The organism is Pseudomonas sp. R4-84 (genome assembly GCF_054130985.1).
In genome coordinates, this window is the sequence record NZ_CP096390.1 from 4562178 (window position 1) to 4582605 (window position 20428).

Sequence of the window (20428 nt, forward strand, 5' to 3'; positions counted from 1 at the left end):
ATGTACTAGGGCAATTTAGTTTGCATTCACTATCGACCAAAAGAGATGACCACAATCCTCAAAGAACACCTCGCTCCCTGTGGCGAGGGAGCTTGCTCCCGCTGGTCTGCGCAGCAGACCCAACTCCTTTCAACCAGACGCACCTGCAGGCGTTTAACTGTTTTTACGACTGCTTCGCAGCCGAGCGGGAGCAAGCTCCCTCGCCACAAAGGCACCTGCAACTTTGGGGTAAGCCCACCGCTTGCCCATCAAAAATCATGAATCTGCGGATACTGGTTGAAGATCTCCCGCATGCCGATCAACGCATGGCGCATTTCTTCATCGCTGCATTCGGCGCCGACGCACACCCGCACCGCGCGCGGCCTGGGGGTGCCGCGTACGGTGAACGGATCGGGGGACGTGACGGCGATGTGCTTGTGGCGCAACGCCCGCACCAGGCTGTCCACTTCCCAGTGCGGCGGGATGCCGATCCAGGCATTCAAGGCATGAGGATGCTGGGCCAATACATGCTCACCCATGTATTCGGTGACCATCGCCTGGCGTCCGGCCAACAGGCGCCGTTGAAGATGCAGCAGCGAATCGGCGCGGCCGTCGCGGATCCAGCGGGCGGCGATTTCCGAGACCATCGGCGTGGCCATCCAACTGTTGACGCGCAGAATGCTTTCGGTGCGCAGCGCCAGGCGCTTGGGCACCACCAGATAACCGATCCGCAACCCCGTGAGCACGGACTTGGTCATGCTCGTGCAATAGAACGACAGCTCCGGCAGGTAGTGGCTGATGGGCGGCGCGCGGCGTTCGTCCAGCAGCGGACCGTACACATCGTCTTCGATGATATGCACGCCAAACCGTCGGGCGATCTCGGCGATTTCCCGGCGGCGGGCGTCGGGCATCAGGCTGGTGGTGGGGTTGTTCAAGTTTGGCGTGCACACCAGGGCGGTGATGCGCTCGTTGCTGCACATGTCCTCGAAGTGTTCGGGATCGATGCCATGGCGGTCAGTGTCCAGACCCTTGAGGGTAAAGCCCAGCACCTGGGAGTTGCCGATCACGCCGTGGTCGGTCAGCCCTTCGCAGAGCACCACATCGTCGGGCCCGGCGAGGGATGCCAGGGCGAGAAAAATGCCATGGGCGGCGCCATTGGTGATCAGCACATCGTTGCGATCGACCTTCAGGCCTTGGCGCCCGATCCATTGCACCGCCGCTTCGCGATGGGATTCAAAACCGGCTATCGGACGAAACGCATGGATCCAGGGCTGGTCTTCTTCGGTGCTCAGCTCGGCGCAGGTGTCGCGCCAGAACTGGTCGTGCTCGCGGGTGTGGAGAATGCGCGTGATGGAAAAATCCACCAGCGCCCGCTCGGGGCTGTCGAGTATGTAAGTGGCGACCCGGTCGCTCATGCGCCGCGAGACGAAACTGCCGCGCCCTACTTCGCAACGTACCAGCCCTTGGCGCTCCAATTCTTTGTAGGCATTGGTGACGGTCTGCACGCTGATGCCCATGGCGTCGGCTACCTGCCGTTGCGGCGGCAGGCGCTGGTCGTTGGCCAAGGCGCCCTGTTCGATGTCATCGGCGATCGCCTGCACCAGGATCTTGTATTTGGATTCACCGCTGCGGGCGAGGTCCAGGGCTGACTTCCATTTATCCATAACGGCTGCGACCGGCGTGAGAACGGGTGCGCACAGCATTGCGCGGCCATCGCGCCAAAGCAATTGTCCTAGTGCAATACAATCCGCGCCGGGGCTTTTGTATGCTCGGTCCAAGGTCATCGTCCAGGCGGGTTCATTACCCCGACAAAAAGCCGGATCGACCTGTACCGGCGCCGCTACCGATTCCAGGCCTCGCCCGGATCCGCCGCCGTACGCTTTGCTCTTGTCACACTGCCTCCTAACACAGAACCGTCCGCTGGCGGATCCACAAGAAACAGGAGATTTTATCGATGAGCAATTTTCTTCCCGGCACCTGCGCACCCTTGCGTCGGATCTTGTTGACCTGTGCCGCGTTGGGCCTGGCCAGCAGCGTCCAGGCGGCCACCCTGGACACCATCAAAAGCGACAGCAGCATCCGCATCGGCTACGCCAACGAAACCCCGTTTGCCTTCACCGAAACCGACGGCACCGTCACGGGTGAGTCGCCGGAGATCGCCAAGATCATTTTCGCCAGGATGGGCATCAAGCAGGTCAATGGCGTGCTCACCGAATGGGGCTCGCTGATCCCTGGGCTGCGCGCGGGTCGCTTCGATGTGATTGCCGCCGGCATGTACATCACCCCGGCACGCTGCAAGCAAGTGTTGTTCACCGATCCGCAATACCAGCTGCCCGATGCCTTGCTGGTGGCCAAGGGCAACCCGAAAAAACTTCACAGTTATGAAGACATCGCCAAGCAACCGGATGTGAAGCTGGCAATCATGGCCGGCACGGTGAACCTGGCGTACGCTCGTGATTCCGGGGTCAAGGATGAACAGATTCTCCAGGTGCCCGACACCACCGCGCAATTGCAAGCCGTACGCGCCGGTCGCGCCGACGCCGCTGTCGGCACCCAACTGACCATGAAAGGCCTGGCCGCCAAGGGCGGTGACAAGGTCGAGGCGATGACTGAATTCAAGGACGACCCGTCCCACATCGGCTATGGCGCCCTGGCCTTCCGTCCCGAAGACAAGGACCTGCGCGACGCGGTCAACGCCGAGCTGAAAAAATGGCTCGGGTCGGAAGAACACCTCAAGGCCGTCGCGCCGTTCGGTTTCGACAAATCCAACGTCACCAGCAAGACCGCGGCCGAGCTCTGCGCTCAGCCCTAATGGCACGCCGAAACGGGCATGACGCGCGGTGCGTGATGCCTGTTCCCTGCTTCATCGGACATCGGGTTGAACCATGGGCGAATTACTTCCGTTATTGATTCAAGGGGCCTGGGTCACACTCCAGGTGACTTTCTTCGGCTCGCTGCTGGCGATTGTCGCGGCGGTACTCGCAGCCCTCGGACGGCTGTCGCCGTGGCGCGCGTTGCGCTGGTTTTCCATCACCTACATCGAAGTGTTCCGAGGCACGTCGCTGCTGGTGCAATTGTTCTGGCTGTTCTTCGTGCTGCCGCTGCCGCCGTTCAACATCGAGCTGAGCCCCTACGCCGTGGCGATTGTCGGCCTGGGCCTGCACATTGGCGCGTACGGGGCCGAGGTGATGCGCGGCGCCATCAGCTCAGTCGCCAAGGGCCAATACGAGGCCTGCACGGCGCTGAACTTCAGCGGTTTCACGCGCTTCAAGCGAATCATCCTGCCCCAGGCGTTGCTGGCGGCCATTCCACCCGGCACCAATTTGTTGATCGAGTTGCTGAAGAACACGTCGCTGGTATCGCTGATCACCTTGTCGGACCTGAGTTTCCGGGCGCGCCAGTTGGATCAGGCAACGTTCCAGACCCTGGAGATCTTCAGCCTGGCGCTGGTGATGTATTTCATCCTCGCCCAGGCCATCAACTTCGGCATGCGCAACATCGAGCGGCGGCTGAGCCGGGGCCGGATGCGTGGAGGTCTGTCATGACACTGTTCGACTGGTCTTACGCCGCGCAAATCCTCCCGGACCTGCTGCGCGCCTCCCTCAACACCGTGGGCATCACCTTGATCGGCTTTGTGATTGCAATCGTGCTGGGGCTGTTCCTTGCGATTGGCCGGCGCAGCCGCCGATTCTGGCTGTCGTGGCCGGCCACGGCGGTGATCGAATTCATCCGCAGCACGCCGTTGCTGATCCAGGTGTACTTCCTCTACTACGTGCTGCCCAACTACGGCCTGAGCCTGACGGCCATGCAGGTTGGCATCGTGGGCATCGGCCTGCACTACGCCTGCTACATTGCCGAGGTCTATCGCAGCGGCCTCGACGCGGTGCCTCGGGCGCAGTGGGAAGCGGTGACAGCATTGAACATCGCGCCATACGACGCGTACCGCAACATCATCCTGCCCCAGGCATTGCGCCCCATCGTGCCGCCGCTGGGCAACTACTTTGTGGCAATGCTCAAGGACACGCCGGTGCTGTCGGCGATCACCGTGGTGGAAATCATGCAGCAGGCCAAGAATATCGGCTCCGAGCACTTCCGCTACCTGGAACCGATCACCCTGGTCGGCCTGTTCTTCCTCGCCCTGAGCCTCGCCTTGGCTTATCTGGTATGGCGCTTTGAAACGCGCATGGAGCTACGCTAATGACTTTACCTCTGTCCACGCCCACCGATCTGTCCCGGCGCAGCACGCTGGCATCGCAGCAGGAGGCCCCGGCCATGAACGTCCCGACACCGTCCCGGCCAATTGTGAGTTTCCAGGACGTGACCAAAAGCTACGGCAGCTTCACAGTGCTCGACCATTTGAACCTGGATGTCGCGCCCGGTGAAAAAGTCGCGATCATCGGCCCCAGTGGTTCCGGCAAATCGACGCTGTTGCGGGTGTTGATGACCCTGGAGGGTATCGACCAGGGCCAGATCCGCATCGAGGATGATTCGCTGACTCACATGCCCAACCGCAACGGCGTGCTGGTGCCCGCGAACGACCGACACATCCGCCGGGTGCGCGGCAAGATCGGCATGGTATTCCAGAGCTTCAACCTGTTTCCCCACATGACCGCGCTGCAGAACGTCATCGAGGCGCCCGTGCAAGTGCTGGGCATGAACCCGAAAGAAGCCCGCGAGCGTGCCGCCGACCTGCTGGAGCTGGTGGGCCTGGGCAACAAGCTAGACCATTACCCGTCGCAGCTGTCTGGCGGCCAGCAACAGCGGGTAGCGATTGCCCGGGCGCTGGCGATGCGGCCCAAGGTGATGCTGTTTGACGAAGTGACCTCTGCGCTGGATCCGGAGCTGTGCGGCGAAGTCTTGAACGTTATCCGCAAACTCGGCGCCGAACACAACCTGACGATGCTGATGGTGACTCACCAGATGGGCTTTGCCCGGGAGTTCGCAGACCGGGTGTGCTTCTTCTACAAGGGCCAGATTCACGAACAGGGCACCCCGGCGCAGATTTTCGAAAACCCGCAGCAGGAGCGTACGTGTGCGTTCTTGAGTGCGGTGAAAGAGGCGAATTGACCCCTAATTACTCAAGTGAACACCTCCGTGGCGAGGGAGCTTGCTCCCGCTGGACTGCGCAGCAGGCCCAAATCAGCGAACACGGTGTGTCAGGAGAATCAAGGCGAATGATCTCAGGACCGCTTCGCAGCCCAGCGGGAGCAAGCTCCCTCGCCACAAAAGCCCAAACGCCAGTCGCAAAAAAGAGGGATCCCATTTTTCGGGGTCCCCCTTTCGTTTACAGCCCAGCGATCAAGGATACTGCTGGTAAGTCTGCCCCTGCTGCTCCGGCGCCTGGTACTGCTGTCCCGGAATAGCCTTGAGGTTGACCTCGACGCGACGGTTCTGCGCACGGCCGTTGACGTCGCTGTTGCTCGCCACCGGGTTGTCCGGGCCGGCGCCACGGGCCGAGAGGTTGGCACCGCTCACGCCCTGGGACGTCAGGTAGGTCGCCACGCTCTGGGCACGGCGCTGGGACAGGTCCATGTTGTGCTGACGGCTGCCAGTACTGTCGGTGTAGCCGACGATTTCGATCTGGTTCTGGTTGAATTCCTTGAGGGAGTTGGCCAGGTTGTTCAGCGGCTGGTAGAAACTGGAGGCGATGTTCGCCGAGTCGGTGGCGAAGGTGATGTTGCCCGGCATGATCAGCTTGATCTGGTCGCCCTGGCGCTGCACCTCAACGCCGGTATTGGCCATGCTCGCACGCAGCTTCTTCTCCTGCTGGTCGGCGTAGTAGCCGTAGCCGGCCGCCGAGGCGCCAACCACCGCAGCGCCGATCAACGCACCCTTGCCCCGGTTATCGTGACCGATGGCCGCACCGGCCAGTGCCCCGGCCAGCGCACCGAGGCCACCGTACTTGGCGGTTTTGCTCATGCCCGACGAGTCGGTAGAGGCCTGGCCCTGATTGTCATAGGGGTTGGGCGACGCACAGCCGGACAACAGGGCCACGGCGGTAGCGACAACGATCAAGCGACGCGAGGTGAACATGAAGATGCTCCTGGGATTTTCAGTCTGGTTGCCAAAGTGTAGGCAATCGACTCTGGCGGGCGTTGGAACGCGGCAATCGTTAAAAATTCCGTCCCGTTGCGCTGCGTTTCGCCCTGACTGAACAACACCCGCCGTCGCCCGACCTTGGGCATTCACTCCTGCGCAAGGCTGCGGCTCACACCCCTGGCGATCATCTCCACCTCCCGCCCGTCAATCGTCAGCGGCGGCAACAGACGGATGGTCTTGCCCCGGGTGACGTTGATCAGCAGGCCATGGTCCCGGGCAGCACGAAGGGTCAGGTCACGGACCGGTTGCTTGAGTTCGATGCCGATCATCAACCCTTGGCCTCGGACCTCCAACACGTTCGGGTTATCCGCCAACTCAGCCCGCAACCGGCTGAGCAACTGTGCGCCCTGACGCCCGGCGTTCACCACCAGGCCTTGCTCCTCAATGATGTCCAGCACCGTGCAACCCACACGGCAGGCCAGGGGATTGCCGCCAAACGTACTCCCATGACTGCCGGGCGTGAACAGCTCGGCGGCTTTGCCCCGGGCCAGGCAGGCACCGATGGGGACGCCATTGCCCAAGCCTTTGGCAAGAGTCATGACGTCCGGCACGATGCCTTCGTGCTGGAACGCAAACCATTGGCCGGTGCGGCCGATGCCGGTCTGGATCTCGTCGAGCATCAGCAACCAGGCGCGCCGGCTGCACAGGTCCCGCAGCGCCCGCAGGTAACCCGGCGGCGCGACTTGCACGCCACTTTCCCCTTGGATCGGCTCCACCAGAATCGCGACGATACGCTCGCCATGGGTCTGCTGGATTTTTTCCAACGCCGCGAGATCGCCAAACGGCACCTTGATGAAATCCCCCGGCAACCGATTGAATCCCAGCCGCACCGATGGGCCGTCGCTGGCGGACATCGTGCCCAGCGTGCGCCCATGGAAGGCGTTGTCCATGACCACCACCAGCGGCTGCTCGACGCCTTTGTGCCAGCCGTGCAGACGCGCCAGTTTCAGTGCGGTTTCGTTGGCCTCGGCTCCGGAGTTGTTGAAAAATGCCCGGTCCATTCCCGACAACTGCGTGAGTTTGCCGGCCAACCGTTGTTGCCAGTCGATGCTGTACAGGTTGGAGGTGTGCAGCAACAGGCCGGCCTGCTCACTGATAGCCGCCACCAGCCGGGGATGGGAGTGCCCGACGTTGGTCACCGCCACACCCGCCACCGCATCGAGGTACTCGCGGCCGTCCTGGTCCCACAGGCGGGTCCCCAGGCCATGGGTGAAACTCAGTGCCAGAGGTTGGTAAGTGCTCATCAGGCAAGCGGCGGTCATGACATCTAGCTCCATCGGGTGGTTTTTTCCAGTATGGTTAGCCACCCTCGATGGATAAACGCTGCTTCACTTCAATCATTTATAAGCCGAGCTTGATAATGGACTTGTTCCAGGCAATGACTGTTTACGTAAAAGTCGTGGAGACGGGCAGCCTGACAGCGGCAGCCCTGGCGTGCGAAATGTCCACCACCATGGTAGGCAATCATCTTCGTGCGCTGGAACAACGCCTCGGCGTGCGCCTGATCAATCGTACGACTCGTCGTCAACGCTTGACGGAATTCGGCTCAGCCTATTACCAACGTTGCCTGGAGGTGCTCGGGCTGGTCGCCGACTCAGAGCGCCTGGCGGAACAGACCCAAGGCGACCCCACCGGCACCTTGCGCATCACCGCGCCGCTGACCTTCGGCACGGAGCGCCTGGCGCCAGCACTGGCCGAGTTCAGCCAGCGCTACCCACAGGTCAAGCTCGATGTGGTACTGACCAACCAGCGCCTCGATCTGCTCGACCATGGCTTCGATGTCGCCATCCGACTGGGGCTCCCCGATCCGAAGCTGATCGCCCGCCCCTTGGTGGACTACACCCTGACCATCTGCGCGTCTCCCGTTTACCTCGCTCGGCGAGGCACACCGCGCAAGCCCGACGATTTGCGACACCATGATTGCCTGTCGTTTGCCTATTCCGCCGGCGATGAATGGCGCTTCGCCCAGGAACACTGGCCAATCAACGGCCCGGAAGGCGAAGTCAAAATCCCGGTGACCGGCCCGATGCTGATCAATAGCTCTTCGGGCCTGCACCGTGCCGCGCTGGCCGGCATGGGCGTGGTAATGCTGCCCGACGCGCTGGTGGCAAAGGATCTGCAGGAAGGGCATCTGGTGGCGCTGCTCCAGGACTATCAACTGCCTCATCGCCCGATGAGCCTGATGTACGCCCAGGATCGCTACCGTTTGCCGAAGCTGCGCAGTTTTGTCGAGTTTGCCCTGGAGTACTGGGCGAGGCCCGTCGGATAGAGAAATTTGCCTTTTAAGGCTACTATTGTAGAAGTAGCTTTTAAAGGCTACTTTTTAGATTCTAACGACTGAGCACATTCAATCAATGAAGCCAGAAGCGGTATTGACCGGTGACCTGATTCACTCGCAGAGCGCAGGGAATACCCTTGCGTACATCGCACGCCTGGAAAAGGTGTTGGGACAGCAGGAAAAACGCTACCAAGCGAAAGCGGACATTTTTAGAGGTGACGGTTTTCAACTTTTGATGAGCCAGCCCGAACAAGCTTTCCACTGTGCCATCGCCTTGCGAGCCGCCTTGATCGAGGCCAGCCCCGAAGGCGAGCGTTGGGATGCGCGCATCGCCGTGGGCATTGGCTCGGCACGCAAATCGCAAACCTATGGTGAAGCTTTCGTCCTTTCCGGCCAAGGGCTCGATAGCATGAAAAAAAATACGCTGGCCGTGTTCTGCAATCACCAGGAATTCCAAGAGCGCGCAGGATTGGTAACAGAGTTCGTTGCAGCCGTACTGGAGGAATGGACAGTGGTCGAAGCCCAGACCTATGCGCTGCACCTGATAGAGGAAACCAACCAACAAACCATCGCCCACAGCCTAGGCAAGTCCCGGGTCACCATCAACAAAGCTCTGCAGCGCGCCCAAGCGCGTTTACTGGACAAATACCTGGCAAGCACCAGCCGGTGGATCAAGGAGCTGGGCAGTGATTGAATCGTCAAGATTGCTCGTAATCCTGTTATTCGCGCATGTGCTTCTGGACTTCTGGATATCCGGTTATTTCACATCAAAAACCTCCGCCAGCCGTACCCGACAAATCGCCTGCAACCTGATCATGCTAGGTATCTATTTCGCAGTTTTTTCCCTGCTGCTGATACTGGCGGGGCAAACCGGTGCTTTAGCCACTAAAGCCGGATTGTTGATGGCAACCGCCAAACTGATTACCCTCATCTTTATTCATGACCCTACCAAATCACCGCTATGGGCTCTGCTTGCCCGACAAACTGTTCTAGTTGCCAGCCTGGCCACGATCTGCCTGCTCTCTGACAGCAGTGCTGCGAGTGTTCAAGGCGCTCTGGCAAAACTAATGACCACGACAAATCTTACGGTTGGCCTCGCCTATCTCGCGATGCTACGACCCGCTTCAGCATTGATTGGCACAGTACTCAGTCCATGGATTAAAGAAATCGACACTGTAGGCTCCTTGACCAACGCAGGGACATTGATCGGCTATCTGGAGCGATTACTCATATTGACATTTGTCTTGCTGGAGCAATGGGAGGCCGTCGGTTTTCTTCTCACCGCAAAAAGCATCCTTCGCTTCAATGAAATCCAGAATGCCAAAGTACGGTCCATCAGCGAATACGTATTATTAGGCACCCTACTCAGCTTTACCTTGAGCATAGGAACAGGGCTGCTCGTCATGAATGCATTAAAGTTGATCGCCGACCAGTAGCCTGAAAAGGCTACTTCTTGATTTGTAGCCTTAAGGCGCTACTTCAGATGCACCATGTCACCCCTAGTGACCCCTAAGCCCATCGGCTACTCTTCACCCTCGGAGAGCATTTTGATATCAGGGCTGATTGAGGGAACAATGATGGACGACGCCTCGAAGATCGATTTGCTGCGGTTCGATTTGTCCGATCTGGACGAAAGCGTGCTGCACACCATCATGGAACTGGTCAGCGATGGCATCTGGGACTGGAACGCCAATACCGGGTTCGTTTATCGCAACCCCGGTTGGTACACCATGCTCGGCTACTCGCCTCATTCGCTGAGCAACACCGTGTTGACTTGGGAGAGCGTGATCCATCCGCAGGATTACCCCCAGGTGATGTCACTGTTCGATGACTACCTTCAACAACGCTCGGCAAAATACCAAGCCGAATACCGCTGTCGCACGCATGACGGCTCGTATATCTGGATCGAAGACCGCGGCTACGTCATCGCTCGCAACCCCGACGGCAGCGTGGCCCGAATGATCGGCGCCCATCGCAGCATCGACGACAAGAAGCGTCTGTTCGAGCAACTTGAACGGCGCAACAAATCCCTGGAAGCGGTCATCGAAGAGCGCACCCGTGAGTTGTCGCGGGTCAACCATCAATTGCAGATCCAACTCGACGAAAACCGCAGGCTCGCCGAAACCGACGCATTGACCCTGGTCGCTAATCGGTATCGCCTGGAGCAGACGCTGCCTCAGGCTTGCGAACGCGCCCAGCGCTTTCGCGAACCGTTGTCGCTGATCGCCATGGACATCGACGATTTCAAGGACATCAACGATCGATACGGCCATGCATTCGGTGATGCGGCGCTGGTGCAAGTGGTGCAGGCGGTCAAGCGTTGTGAGCGCGACAGCGACCTGTTGGTGCGTTGGGGTGGCGATGAATTCATCATGATTTTGCCAAATACATCCTTGGCCGATGCGGTCTTGATGGCCGAAACCATACGCCGCGGCCTGTCCGACCTGCTCCCGGTAGGGGATTTCCAGATCACCATGAGTTTTGGTGTGGTGCAGCGGATCGAAGACGAAACCCAAGAGGTATTGATGGATCGGGCGGACCAGGCGCTGTATCGCTCGAAGATGGCCGGCAAGAACGTGATATGCGACTGACCTCTGCTTGCGAAGAATGAATCCATGAGGCGTTTGTTGCGGTCATAGCTTTGTCCCCGCAATCAGGCCTCCCGCATTGGCAACTCGACTCTCACGCTCTTCAATCCTTTTCCTGGGCTGCGCGGGCTGGTCATTGCCCAGGGCGCAATGGCCGTCCTTTCCCGATGAAGGCACCCATCTGCAGCGCTACAGCGCACGCTTTCCAGCCGTGGAGATCAACAGTTCGTTCTATCGCCCGCACCGCCCCGCCACGTATGCAAAATGGGCGGACAGCGTGGCCGCAGAATTTCGCTTCTCGGTGAAAATGCCAAAGCAGATCACTCACGAACGACGCTTGGTCGATTGCGAGGGGCTTGTGGAAGAATTCCTCGGGCAGTGCTCGCAACTGGGGGAAAAACTCGGCTGCCTGCTGATTCAACTGCCACCTTCGCTGGCCTTTGACGACGCCCAGGCCGAGACCTTCTTCAAGGTTTTGCGTGATCGTTACCAAGGCGATGCGGTGCTTGAACCTCGACACCCGAGCTGGCTCGCACCACCCGCCATGGCGATGTTGCAGACCCAGCGAATCGGTCGCGTGGCCGCCGATCCCTCGCCGCTGCCGGGGGGCGACCAACCGGCGGGGTGGCCCGGCATTCGTTATTACCGTATGCACGGCTCGCCGAAGATTTATTACACCCCTTACGATGATGTCCGGCTCAAGCAAATCGCCCAAGCCTTGAAAGCCGCCCCGGACACACCGACCTGGTGCATATTCGATAACACGGCCAGCGGCGCAGCGACCCCGGACGCGTTGCGGTTGATGGCGCTGTTGCGCGGATGAAATGCGTACCGGCGACCGGTCCGACCGTGACAACACCGCCCGCGTCCAATAGATTAGGCGGCCGGAAAAAAGCTCAACCCCTTTCTCGCCATATCCCGCTAACAGAAGTAGTGAAATTTCAATGTCCGATTCCAATACCGCTGAATCCGTAATCACCCTGTCGTCCAAAGCGGAATACGAAAACTCCATCAATCTTTCACAGCATCTGCCCCAGGCCAAAACCATCAGCGAGATGGTCCTGGATGCGTTCCAATCGAACCGCGAAAGCGACCAGATCCGCGAACTGCGCACCGCCATCCGCCAGGCTCACGACGCGTTCGATGACGACAAGGCCTACGAACTGATGGGCCAGCTCAAGCAACTCAAGGACGCCGAAGCTGCGGATTTTGCTGCTTTGGAAGACCTGAGCAGCCGCTTCCCCATCAGCCGCATTCTCTCCAGCTACAAGGATGATGTGGATTTCCAGGAACTGGTCTACGGCCTGGCCTTGAAAGTGCTGAACCAGACCCACCAGGCGATCAGCAACCCAAGCGGTAGCAAAGGCAAGGCCTCGCGGCCCAAGAAGGAAGCCGAGGTGTTCGTCATCAGCAAGGACGGCATCAGCGTCACCCTGCCCCTGCGCACCCCGCGCTCCAAGCCGAACGTCGACCGCGAGGCCTTCGAGTTCCTGGGTTTCAGCTTTGTTGGTGAAGGCGACGAAGCCGAACTGGAAAGCGAGACCTTCCTGGACAATGACGGCACCGAACAACCGGTCACCCGCAAAAGCATCGTCACCGCCCTGCAACAGCAAAAGGCATTCGACGGCTACAGCATCGCCCAGCAATAAAATAAGCCCGCGTCGAGTCGAGTCCCTTGTGGGAGCGAGCCTGCTCGCGAATGTGGTGGATCATTTGAGGTGATGTTGGCTGAACGGGCGCATTCGCGAGCAGGCTCGCTCCCACAGAAGTCCCAAGTAACACCCAAGAAAAAGCCCCGCACTTCTCTCGAAGGCGGGGCTTTTTTTACTGCCTCTGTCGCTTAAGGCGCGTAAGTCAGCAACAACTCACTCGGCACCTTGAAATCCAGGGACATCATCACGCTCAGGGCAGTGATGGTGAAGATCGAGAACACGAACAGCTTGCGTGCCCAGACCGTGTCATCCACCGCCTTGTAGCCGGTCCAGGCCATGTACAGCCAGTACATGCCCATGGCAGCGGCGACGGCGAGGTAGCTCATGCCGGCGTAGCCGCTGAAGGTCAGCATCAAGGTCGCCACGAGGAAGGCCAGGATGTAGAGCAGGATGTGTTTCTTGGCCACCTGGATACCGCGCTTGACCGGCAATACCGGAATCGAGGCCGCCAGGTAATCATTGAAGCGGAAGATCGCGATGGCATAGGAATGCGGCATCTGCCACAGGCTGAACATCACCAGCAGCGTCACCGCCGCCATGTCGAAGCTGTTGCTGACCGCGACATAACCGATCACCGGCGGCATCGCCCCCGACAGACTGCCCACCAGCGTGCCGTGAACCGACTTGCGCTTGAGGTACAGGCTGTAGAGGCCGACGTAGATGACAAAGCCGATCACCGCGAATAACGCCGCCAGCGGGTTGGCGACCCAGTACAGCAGCGCCACGCCGGCCACACCCAGCACCGTGGCAAACGCCAGGGCCAGTTGCACCGGAATCAGGCCTTGGACCAGCGCCCGGTTCTTGGTGCGTTCCATCTTGATGTCGATGTCACGGTCGATGCAGTTGTTGAACACGCAACCGGACGCCACCACCAGGGAAGTGCCGATCATCGCCGCCAGGAAGATGGCCAGATCGACATGCCCCTTCGAGGCCAGGAAAAACCCGCCCGCCACAGAAAGCACGTTACCGAAAATGATCCCCGGCTTGGTGATTTGGATAAAGTGCTTCAGTGACATCCGGACTTTCCTCAGTGCGCCATCATGTTGGTGTGGATGCTGAACATGATCCACAGCGACAAGCCGACCAGCAGTACGATCACCAGCGCAGCGAAGACAAACGCAATCACGTTGTTACGCTGGGCGGCCGAACGGTCCAGGTGCAGGAAGTACACCAGGTGGACCAATACTTGGACCACGGCGAAGATCAGAATGATCCAAAGCGTCAGGCTCTTGGGCAGCGATGGGTACATCACCAGGCCGAACGGAATGACGGTCAGGATCACCGACAGGATGAAACCGATGGCGTAGGACTTGACGCTGCCGTGGCCGGCGTCGTGGCCATCATGGGAATGAGCGTTAGCCATTTACAGGGTCCCCATCAGATAAACAACGGTGAATACGCAGATCCACACCACGTCCAGGAAGTGCCAGAACAGGCTCAGGCAGCTCAGGCGCGTCTTGTTGGTGGCGGTCAGGCCGTTTTTCTGGACCTGGTACATCATGATCGCCATCCAGATCAGACCGCTGGTCACGTGCAGACCGTGGGTGCCGACCAGGGTGAAGAACCCGGACAGGAAACCGCTGCGGCTCGGGCCGTAGCCTTCGGCGATCAGGATATGGAACTCATTGATCTCCATGGCGATAAAGCCGGCGCCCAGCAGGAAGGTCATCGCCAACCAGCCCAGGACCTGGGTTTTCTTGCCCTTGTACAACGCCAGCATGGCGAAGCCGTAGGTGATCGAACTGAACAGCAGCAGCGCGGTTTCGCCCAGTACATAAGGCAGTTCGAAGATGTCGTGGCCCGACGGGCCACCGGCGACGTTGTTAACCAGCACCGCGTACACCGCGAAGATCGACGCAAACAGAATGCAGTCGGTCATCAGGTAGAGCCAGAAACCGAATACGGTCATCTCGCCCGAGTCGTGGTGATGGTCATCGTGCCCATGGTCATGACCATGGGCGTGTCCAACATTGGTCACTAAGTTCGACATGGTTTAAGCCTGTTCCAACGAGGTTTCAACACGGGTGGCGGTGGCAGGGACTTTCCCGGCCGCGACCAGACGCTTGTGCTGCTCGGCTTCGATGCGTTCGATGACATCCACCGGCACCATGTAGCCCTGATCGTCACGGGCGGCATGGATGGCGAAATACACCACGGTGCCGACCAGGCTGGCGATGGCCAGCCACCAGATGTGCCAGATCATCGCGAAACCGAACACGGTCAACAGCCCGCCCATGACCACACCGGTGGCGGTGTTGTTGGGCATGTGGATCGGCGAGTACTTGGCCGGAGCCTGGTACGCGGTGCCGTTTTCCTTGGCTTCGGTGAACGGGTCGATGACGTCCGCTTTCGGCAGCACGGCAAAGTTGTAGAACGGCGGTGGCGAAGAAGTCGACCATTCCAGGGTATGGGCATTCCACGGGTCACCGTGTTCGCACATGTTTTCCGGCTTCTTGCGGTCACGCACGCTGACGTACAACTGGATCAGTTGGCAGGCGATACCCACGGCAATCATCACCGCGCCGAACATGGCGACGTACAGGTACGGCACCCACTCAGGGTTGGTGGTGGCGTTCAGGCGACGGGTCATGCCCATGAAGCCCAGTGCATAGAGCGGCATGAACGCGACGAAGAAGCCCGAGATCCAGAACCAGAACGCTGCCTTGCCCCAGCCTTCGTGCAGCTTGAAGCCGAACGCTTTCGGGAAATAGAACGCAAAGCCCGCGATGTAGCCGAACACGGCGCCGCCGATGATCACGTTATGGAAGTGCGCGATCACGAACAGGCTGTTGTGCAGCACAAAGTCAGCACCCGGAATGGCCAGCAGTACGCCGGTCATACCGCCGATGGCGAAGGTCACCATGAAGCCCAGAGTCCACAGCACATGGCTGGTGAAACGCAGGCGGCCCTGGTAGATGGTGAACAGCCAGTTGAACAGCTTCACACCCGTCGGGATCGAGATCAGCATAGTCGCCAGGCCGAAGAAGGCGTTGACGCTTGCACCCGAACCCATGGTGAAGAAGTGGTGCAGCCAGACCATGAAGCCCAGTACCGAGATCGCGCCCGAAGCGTAGATCATCGAGTGGTGGCCAAACAGTTTCTTGCCGGAGAAGGTCGAGATAACTTCGGAGAAGATACCGAACGCCGGCAGGATCAGGATGTACACCTCAGGGTGACCCCAAGCCCAGAACAGGTTGACGTACATCATCGGATTTCCACCCAGTTCATTGGTGAAAATGTGGAAATCCATGTAGCGGTCAAGCGTCAGCAGAGCCAGTGTAGCGGTGAGGATCGGGAACGAAGCGACGATCAGCACGTTGGCCCAGGTGCAGGTCCAGGTGAAGATCGGCATGTCCATCAGCTTCATGCCAGGGGTACGCATCTTCAGCACGGTGGCCAGGAAGTTGACCCCTGTCAGCGTTGTCCCCAACCCGGATAGCTGTAGCGCCCAGATGTAGTAGTCCACCCCCACGCCCGGACTGTATTGCAGCCCCGACAACGGCGGATAGGCAACCCAACCGGTCTTGGCGAATTCGCCGACACCCAGGGAAACGTTGATCAGCACGACGCCGGAAACCAGCAGCCAGAAGCTCAAGGAGTTCAGGAACGGATAGGCAACGTCACGGGCGCCGATCTGCAGCGGCACTGCGAGGTTCATCAGGCCGGTGAAGAATGGCATCGCCATGAAAATGATCATGATCACACCGTGGGCGGTGAAGATCTGGTCATAGTGTTCAGGCGGCAGGTAGCCGGGCGAGCCCTCGGTGGCCATGGCCAACTGGGTACGCATCATGATCGCGTCGGCAAAACCGCGCAGCAACATGACCATGGCGACGATGATGTACATCACGCCGATCTTCTTGTGGTCGACCGAGGTCAACCATTCAGTCCACAGGTACGTCCACTTCTTGAAATAAGTGATACCCGCAAACAGCGCCAGGCCACCGAGCCCGATGATGGCGAGGGTCACCATGACAATCGGCTCGTGGAACGGTATCGCTTCCCAACTTAATTTACCAAACATCGTTTACTCCTCTGCCCCGGCAGCTGAATGCGAGCTCATGTCCATCCCTTCCATGTTGTGGGCCACTTCCTTCTCTTTCTTCTCGTGATGCATCGGCTTGCCCGGATTCATCCCTTCATACTTATCGATGATGGTCTGGAACAGGTTCGGCGTGACCGACGAGTAGAGTTCGACTGGGTTGTTCTGGCTCGGCTTGGAAAGGGCTTCGTATTCAGCTTTTTCAAGCTGTTTAGGTGCCTTCTTCACTTCGTTTACCCAGGCGTCGAATTCTTCCTGGGTGGTGGCGGTCGCCTTGAACTTCATGCCGGTGAAACCCGCGCCGCTGTAGTTGGCGGAGATACCTTCAAGTTCGGTGTTCTGGTTGGCGATCAGGTGCAGCTTGGTCTGCATGCCGGCCATCGCGTAGATCTGGCCGCCCAGGCCCGGGATGAAGAACGAGTTCATCACGGTGTCGGAGGTGACCTTGAAGTTGATCGGCGTGTGGGCCGGGAACACGATCTTGTTGACCGTGGCGATACCTTGTTCCGGATAGATGAACAGCCACTTCCAGTCCATCGAGACCACTTCAATGGTGATTGGCTTGACGTCGGAATCCAGCGGACGGTACGGGTCCAGTGCGTGGGTCGACTTGTAGGTGATGTAACCCAGGGCAATGATGATCAATACCGGAATGGTCCACACCGCGACTTCGATCTTGGTCGAGTGGGACCATTTCGGGGTGTAGGTGGCACTGGTGTTGGACGCGCGGTATTTCCAGGCGAACAAGAACGTCATGACGATAACCGGCACAACGACCAGCAACATCAGCAGCGTGGCGGTGATGATCAGGTTTCGTTCATCCAGGCCGACCTGGCCCTTGGGATCGAGCAGGGTCATGTTGCAGCCTCCCAGCAGCAACGTGCCGAGCAGCGGCAACAAGCCTAGTAATCGGGGGTACCTGTTTTTACTCATCTCACGACCTCTAAAGCAGCTTGCGCAATGCAGTTGGGTTTTGATCGCCAACACTTCACCCTGCCAAGGGTTGGCATTTTCTTGGATTGAATAAGGGCTGCCCGTCGAACGTCAGCGGCTGTTCGACACATCCCGGGCCAGCAGTGAGTTCTTATTCGTTGGTCAAAGGCCTAGTTCTCAAGCCCAATTCCATTTGGTGCGGGTAGTTGGAGGCACCGACACCTGGGGTCGCATGGGGCGCTGGCGCCCTTCGACCACTCTCGTGCTCAAGCCTGAGCCGGGTCGGAAAATCGGTGCGGGCGATTGTAGTGAGCTGCGGCGTTGGAGACCATGTCTTAACCCGAAATAATTTTTATCCGATCCGGCAACAATCTATCGCCGATATTGCAACGGGCCAGCATGTTATCGAAATACATTCTCAACAAGAACCCCAAAAAACGTAAGGCTACTACGCCCGATTTAGACAGCTGCGTACGTTTTCGCCGGGCTTGCATGACCCGTCAGCGCCCGTTTTACGGGGCCTAGGCGTCACGGCGCTTCGCTGTTAAAAATGCCTGCTTGGAAGATGACAATATTGCGGTCGGGGAGGATAACAGGCCGTTTTTTGTTACAGGTTGCAGCGTCAATTCACCGCTTTAAAGGAACGCAGAGGCACGATGTGTGACAACGTGTCGCACATCGTCGCAGGGCATTCCTGCTTCGGATCAAGGCGGGTCCCAGACGGCGCCGAAATGAAAAACGCCCCGGGTCTTGGTAAAAAAAACCGGGGCGTCTGTGCAGATCGACTCTAGCGTAGGGCTTTGCGATTACGGGACACCAGCAAGGGCACCAGCACGGCGGTCAACACGAATGCCACCAACGCCCACTGCGCCAGCGACAATCCCAGGACAGGGGGATACGGCGTGGAGCAGAAACCATCAACCTGAAAACCCAGCGGGAAGATCTTCGCCAGTGGCAGGTCATCGACAATCGGCTGCAAGACGTCGACGCCACAACTGACCGCCGGAAAGAACTGCGTGTAGACGTGATGCCCCGCCACGCCCGCGCCGGCCAACGCACACAGCACGACCAACCCTTCGAAAATCGTCAGGCTGCGGCGGGTGCGCATGGCCGCACCGATGAAGGCAAAGAGGGCGATCAGCAACAACGCATAGCGCTGCAGGATGCATAGTGGGCATGGCGCCTCACCCAGCACGACCTGCATATACAGCGCGCCGCCGATCAGTGCGAGGCAGATCACCCCCAGCAACACCAGGTAGCGCCGCTCACGGCCCAGGCGCATCATTTGTTCACTCATTGCGTTTCCCTTCATCTGCATGGATCGACGCGCCGCATGACTGTGCTCGGCGCGTTGTCGGATGGCCGAAGTCTACACGCAGATAGTGAACGAGCGGCAGCCGGCAGCATCGAGGGAATAAACAGGAAGGGGGTTAAGCGCGGATTAATTCCAATGGCGCGTCGGCAGAGCTACCGCTATCGCGAGCAGGCTCGCTCCCACAATGTTCATCGCGGCGACACAATTTTGTGCGCGCCACAAATTCCCTATGGGAGCGAGCTTGCTCGCGATAAAGGCTATTCCAAAGCCGCCGCCGGCCCGAAGAACTCGTAGCGGCTTTGCTCCGCCGGCACGCCCAAGGCCTTGAGATGGCGCTTGATCGCCGCCATGAAACCTTTCGGTCCAAGGAAATAGACGTCCAGGTCACGCTGTTCCGGCAGCCATTGCGCCAGTTGATCCTGGCTCAACAGCCCCACCTTGTCAGCCGCAGGGCTCGTGCCGTCATGCTCGTCGTAGCAATAGAAGCGCTTGAGTTGCGGATGCCGCCCGGCCAGGTCGTCGATCCAGTCGCGGAAGGCATGTACACGGCCGTTGCGCGCGCAATGGATGAAATGCACCGGGCGTTCGGTTTGCAATGCCGCCTGCAACATCGCCAGGGTCGGAGTGATGCCAACGCCCCCGCTGATCAGCACCAAAGGCTTGTCGCTGTCGGTGAGGTAGAAGTCTCCGGACGGCGGAAACAGCTGAATGCCGCTGCCGACCGGGAAATGGTCGTGCAGGTAGTTGGACACCCGGCCACCCGCCTCGCGCTTGACGCTGATGCGGTACCGGCCATTGTCAGCAAGCGCCGACAAGGAATAGTTGCGGCGTACTTCCTCGCCATCCAGGAGCAGCTTCATGCCGATGTACTGGCCTGGCTCCGCTTGCAGGATGGGCCCCTTGTCTGCCGGCTCGAAGTAGAACGAAGTGATTTCCGCGCTCTCCTGTACCTTGTCGACCAGGATAAACGCCCGCTCACCGCGCCAGCCACCCGGTGCCGCGGCCTTCTGGTCATACAGGCCTGCTTCGGCACCGATCAGGATATCGGCCAATTGGTTATAGGCGGCGCCCCATGCCGAAATCACTTCAGGCGTGGCGATTTCTTCGCCCAGCACCTCGGCAATCGCCCGCAGCAGGCAGGCGCCGACAATCGGGTAATGCTCGGGTTGAATCTGCAAGGCGACATGCTTATTGACGATTTTCGCCACCAGGTCGCCCAGTTGGTCGAGCTGATCGATATGCCGGGCGTACATCAGCACGCCATTGGCCAGCGCCCGAGGCTGGTCGCCGCTGGCTTGGTGAGCCTGATTGAACAGTGGGCGCACTTGTGGATATTCGGACAACATCATGCGGTAGAAATGAGTGATGAGCGCTTCCCCGCCGCTCTCGAGCAACGGAACGGTGGAACGAATGATGGCGCGCTGTTCTTGACTCAGCATGGGTAAAACCCCTCACGTGACATAGATAACTGATATCTTGCTT

Annotated in this window: 20 protein-coding genes; 10 read left to right on the top strand and 10 right to left on the bottom strand. The window is 59.3% G+C overall.

What is annotated here, in order from left to right:
* Positions 1-248: 248 nt before the first annotated feature.
* The gene (gene ehuR / locus M1D68_RS20805; RefSeq protein ID WP_420765447.1) at positions 249-1643 is read right to left on the bottom strand and encodes a MocR-like ectoine utilization transcription factor EhuR; all 1395 of its coding nucleotides are present in this window, start codon (positions 1641-1643) and stop codon (positions 249-251) included.
* 290 nt (positions 1644-1933) lie between these two features.
* Here ehuR and ehuB point away from each other — a divergent pair, with 290 nt between their 5' ends.
* The 4 genes from ehuB (at position 1934) to ehuA (ending at position 5046) form a co-directional block, all read left to right on the top strand.
* Positions 1934-2791 (top strand): ectoine/hydroxyectoine ABC transporter substrate-binding protein EhuB, encoded by an 858-nt coding sequence (gene ehuB, locus M1D68_RS20810; RefSeq protein ID WP_457968163.1) that lies wholly within the window; start codon positions 1934-1936, stop codon positions 2789-2791.
* A gap of 73 nt (positions 2792-2864) precedes the next feature.
* A complete protein-coding gene (ehuC, locus tag M1D68_RS20815) occupies positions 2865-3524 on the top strand; it encodes an ectoine/hydroxyectoine ABC transporter permease subunit EhuC (RefSeq protein ID WP_045156852.1) in 660 nt (219 codons plus the stop codon).
* The gene (gene ehuD / locus M1D68_RS20820; protein WP_457968165.1) at positions 3521-4177 is read left to right on the top strand and encodes an ectoine/hydroxyectoine ABC transporter permease subunit EhuD; all 657 of its coding nucleotides are present in this window, start codon (positions 3521-3523) and stop codon (positions 4175-4177) included. The genes ehuC and ehuD overlap by 4 nt, the downstream gene beginning before the upstream one ends.
* The gene (gene ehuA / locus M1D68_RS20825) at positions 4177-5046 is read left to right on the top strand and encodes an ectoine/hydroxyectoine ABC transporter ATP-binding protein EhuA (RefSeq protein ID WP_420765450.1); all 870 of its coding nucleotides are present in this window, start codon (positions 4177-4179) and stop codon (positions 5044-5046) included. Before ehuD ends, ehuA begins: the two co-directional genes overlap by 1 nt.
* Positions 5047-5277: 231 nt before the next feature.
* On the opposite strand, the gene M1D68_RS20830 is transcribed toward ehuA, so the two are convergent.
* The gene (locus tag M1D68_RS20830; protein ID WP_420765451.1) at positions 5278-6012 is read right to left on the bottom strand and encodes an OmpA family protein; all 735 of its coding nucleotides are present in this window, start codon (positions 6010-6012) and stop codon (positions 5278-5280) included.
* 152 nt (positions 6013-6164) lie between these two features.
* Positions 6165-7340 carry an aspartate aminotransferase family protein gene (locus tag M1D68_RS20835; protein WP_434560551.1) on the bottom strand — a complete coding sequence of 392 codons (1176 nt, stop codon included), beginning with the start codon at positions 7338-7340 and terminating at the stop codon, positions 6165-6167.
* Positions 7341-7438: 98 nt separating this feature from the next.
* Between M1D68_RS20835 and M1D68_RS20840 the strand changes: the two genes are divergently transcribed.
* The 6 genes from M1D68_RS20840 (at position 7439) to M1D68_RS20865 (ending at position 12593) form a co-directional block, all read left to right on the top strand.
* On the top strand, positions 7439-8347 hold the full coding sequence (locus tag M1D68_RS20840) for a LysR family transcriptional regulator (protein WP_420765453.1): 909 nt from the start codon (positions 7439-7441) through the stop codon (positions 8345-8347).
* A 103-nt stretch (positions 8348-8450) separates the two neighbouring features.
* Entirely contained in the window at positions 8451-9050 is a 600-nt protein-coding gene (locus M1D68_RS20845; RefSeq protein WP_434560555.1) for a hypothetical protein, read from the top strand.
* Positions 9043-9792 carry a hypothetical protein gene (locus tag M1D68_RS20850; protein ID WP_434607682.1) on the top strand — a complete coding sequence of 250 codons (750 nt, stop codon included), beginning with the start codon at positions 9043-9045 and terminating at the stop codon, positions 9790-9792. The genes M1D68_RS20845 and M1D68_RS20850 overlap by 8 nt, the downstream gene beginning before the upstream one ends.
* 141 nt (positions 9793-9933) lie before the next feature.
* A complete protein-coding gene (locus M1D68_RS20855; protein ID WP_434564149.1) occupies positions 9934-10947 on the top strand; it encodes a sensor domain-containing diguanylate cyclase in 1014 nt (337 codons plus the stop codon).
* Between the two features lie 76 nt (positions 10948-11023).
* The gene (locus tag M1D68_RS20860; protein ID WP_457968169.1) at positions 11024-11767 is read left to right on the top strand and encodes a DUF72 domain-containing protein; all 744 of its coding nucleotides are present in this window, start codon (positions 11024-11026) and stop codon (positions 11765-11767) included.
* Positions 11768-11888: 121 nt separating this feature from the next.
* Positions 11889-12593: a hypothetical protein gene (locus M1D68_RS20865; RefSeq protein ID WP_457968171.1), complete on the top strand. Its 705-nt coding sequence runs from the start codon at positions 11889-11891 to the stop codon at positions 12591-12593.
* 191 nt (positions 12594-12784) lie between these two features.
* Here the strand turns inward: M1D68_RS20865 and cyoE are convergent, their stop codons facing one another.
* From cyoE to hmpA, 7 genes are all read right to left on the bottom strand, one after another.
* Positions 12785-13672: a heme o synthase gene (gene cyoE / locus M1D68_RS20870; protein WP_434607686.1), complete on the bottom strand. Its 888-nt coding sequence runs from the start codon at positions 13670-13672 to the stop codon at positions 12785-12787.
* A gap of 11 nt (positions 13673-13683) precedes the next feature.
* Positions 13684-14019 (bottom strand): cytochrome o ubiquinol oxidase subunit IV, encoded by a 336-nt coding sequence (gene cyoD / locus M1D68_RS20875; RefSeq protein WP_039591596.1) that lies wholly within the window; start codon positions 14017-14019, stop codon positions 13684-13686.
* Positions 14020-14646 (bottom strand): cytochrome o ubiquinol oxidase subunit III, encoded by a 627-nt coding sequence (locus M1D68_RS20880; RefSeq protein ID WP_039591598.1) that lies wholly within the window; start codon positions 14644-14646, stop codon positions 14020-14022.
* Between the two features lie 3 nt (positions 14647-14649).
* Complete coding sequence (gene cyoB, locus M1D68_RS20885; protein ID WP_420765459.1) at positions 14650-16680, bottom strand: cytochrome o ubiquinol oxidase subunit I; 2031 nt, start codon at positions 16678-16680, stop codon at positions 14650-14652.
* Positions 16681-16683: 3 nt separating this feature from the next.
* Positions 16684-17631 carry a ubiquinol oxidase subunit II gene (cyoA, locus tag M1D68_RS20890; RefSeq protein ID WP_420765460.1) on the bottom strand — a complete coding sequence of 316 codons (948 nt, stop codon included), beginning with the start codon at positions 17629-17631 and terminating at the stop codon, positions 16684-16686.
* A gap of 787 nt (positions 17632-18418) precedes the next feature.
* On the bottom strand, positions 18419-18928 hold the full coding sequence (locus tag M1D68_RS20895) for a disulfide bond formation protein B (protein WP_420765461.1): 510 nt from the start codon (positions 18926-18928) through the stop codon (positions 18419-18421).
* A gap of 275 nt (positions 18929-19203) precedes the next feature.
* Positions 19204-20385 (bottom strand): NO-inducible flavohemoprotein, encoded by a 1182-nt coding sequence (gene hmpA, locus M1D68_RS20900; RefSeq protein ID WP_434560567.1) that lies wholly within the window; start codon positions 20383-20385, stop codon positions 19204-19206.
* Between the last annotated feature and the right edge of the window lie 43 nt (positions 20386-20428).

Excerpts from the sequence above, each read along its gene's own strand:
- ehuR (WP_420765447.1), bottom strand. The coding sequence starts at position 1,643 with ATGGATAAATGGAAGTCAGCCCTGGACCTCGCCCGCAGCGGTGAATCC.
- ehuB (WP_457968163.1), top strand. The coding sequence starts at position 1,934 with ATGAGCAATTTTCTTCCCGGCACCTGCGCACCCTTGCGTCGGATCTTG.
- ehuC (WP_045156852.1), top strand. The coding sequence starts at position 2,865 with ATGGGCGAATTACTTCCGTTATTGATTCAAGGGGCCTGGGTCACACTC.
- ehuD (WP_457968165.1), top strand. The coding sequence starts at position 3,521 with ATGACACTGTTCGACTGGTCTTACGCCGCGCAAATCCTCCCGGACCTG.
- ehuA (WP_420765450.1), top strand. The coding sequence starts at position 4,177 with ATGACTTTACCTCTGTCCACGCCCACCGATCTGTCCCGGCGCAGCACG.
- M1D68_RS20830 (WP_420765451.1), bottom strand. The coding sequence starts at position 6,012 with ATGTTCACCTCGCGTCGCTTGATCGTTGTCGCTACCGCCGTGGCCCTG.
- M1D68_RS20835 (WP_434560551.1), bottom strand. The coding sequence starts at position 7,340 with ATGACCGCCGCTTGCCTGATGAGCACTTACCAACCTCTGGCACTGAGT.
- M1D68_RS20840 (WP_420765453.1), top strand. The coding sequence starts at position 7,439 with ATGGACTTGTTCCAGGCAATGACTGTTTACGTAAAAGTCGTGGAGACG.
- M1D68_RS20855 (WP_434564149.1), top strand. The coding sequence starts at position 9,934 with ATGGACGACGCCTCGAAGATCGATTTGCTGCGGTTCGATTTGTCCGAT.
- M1D68_RS20865 (WP_457968171.1), top strand. The coding sequence starts at position 11,889 with ATGTCCGATTCCAATACCGCTGAATCCGTAATCACCCTGTCGTCCAAA.
- cyoE (WP_434607686.1), bottom strand. The coding sequence starts at position 13,672 with ATGTCACTGAAGCACTTTATCCAAATCACCAAGCCGGGGATCATTTTC.
- cyoD (WP_039591596.1), bottom strand. The coding sequence starts at position 14,019 with ATGGCTAACGCTCATTCCCATGATGGCCACGACGCCGGCCACGGCAGC.
- M1D68_RS20880 (WP_039591598.1), bottom strand. The coding sequence starts at position 14,646 with ATGTCGAACTTAGTGACCAATGTTGGACACGCCCATGGTCATGACCAT.
- cyoB (WP_420765459.1), bottom strand. The coding sequence starts at position 16,680 with ATGTTTGGTAAATTAAGTTGGGAAGCGATACCGTTCCACGAGCCGATT.
- cyoA (WP_420765460.1), bottom strand. The coding sequence starts at position 17,631 with ATGAGTAAAAACAGGTACCCCCGATTACTAGGCTTGTTGCCGCTGCTC.
- M1D68_RS20895 (WP_420765461.1), bottom strand. The coding sequence starts at position 18,928 with ATGAGTGAACAAATGATGCGCCTGGGCCGTGAGCGGCGCTACCTGGTG.
- hmpA (WP_434560567.1), bottom strand. The coding sequence starts at position 20,385 with ATGCTGAGTCAAGAACAGCGCGCCATCATTCGTTCCACCGTTCCGTTG.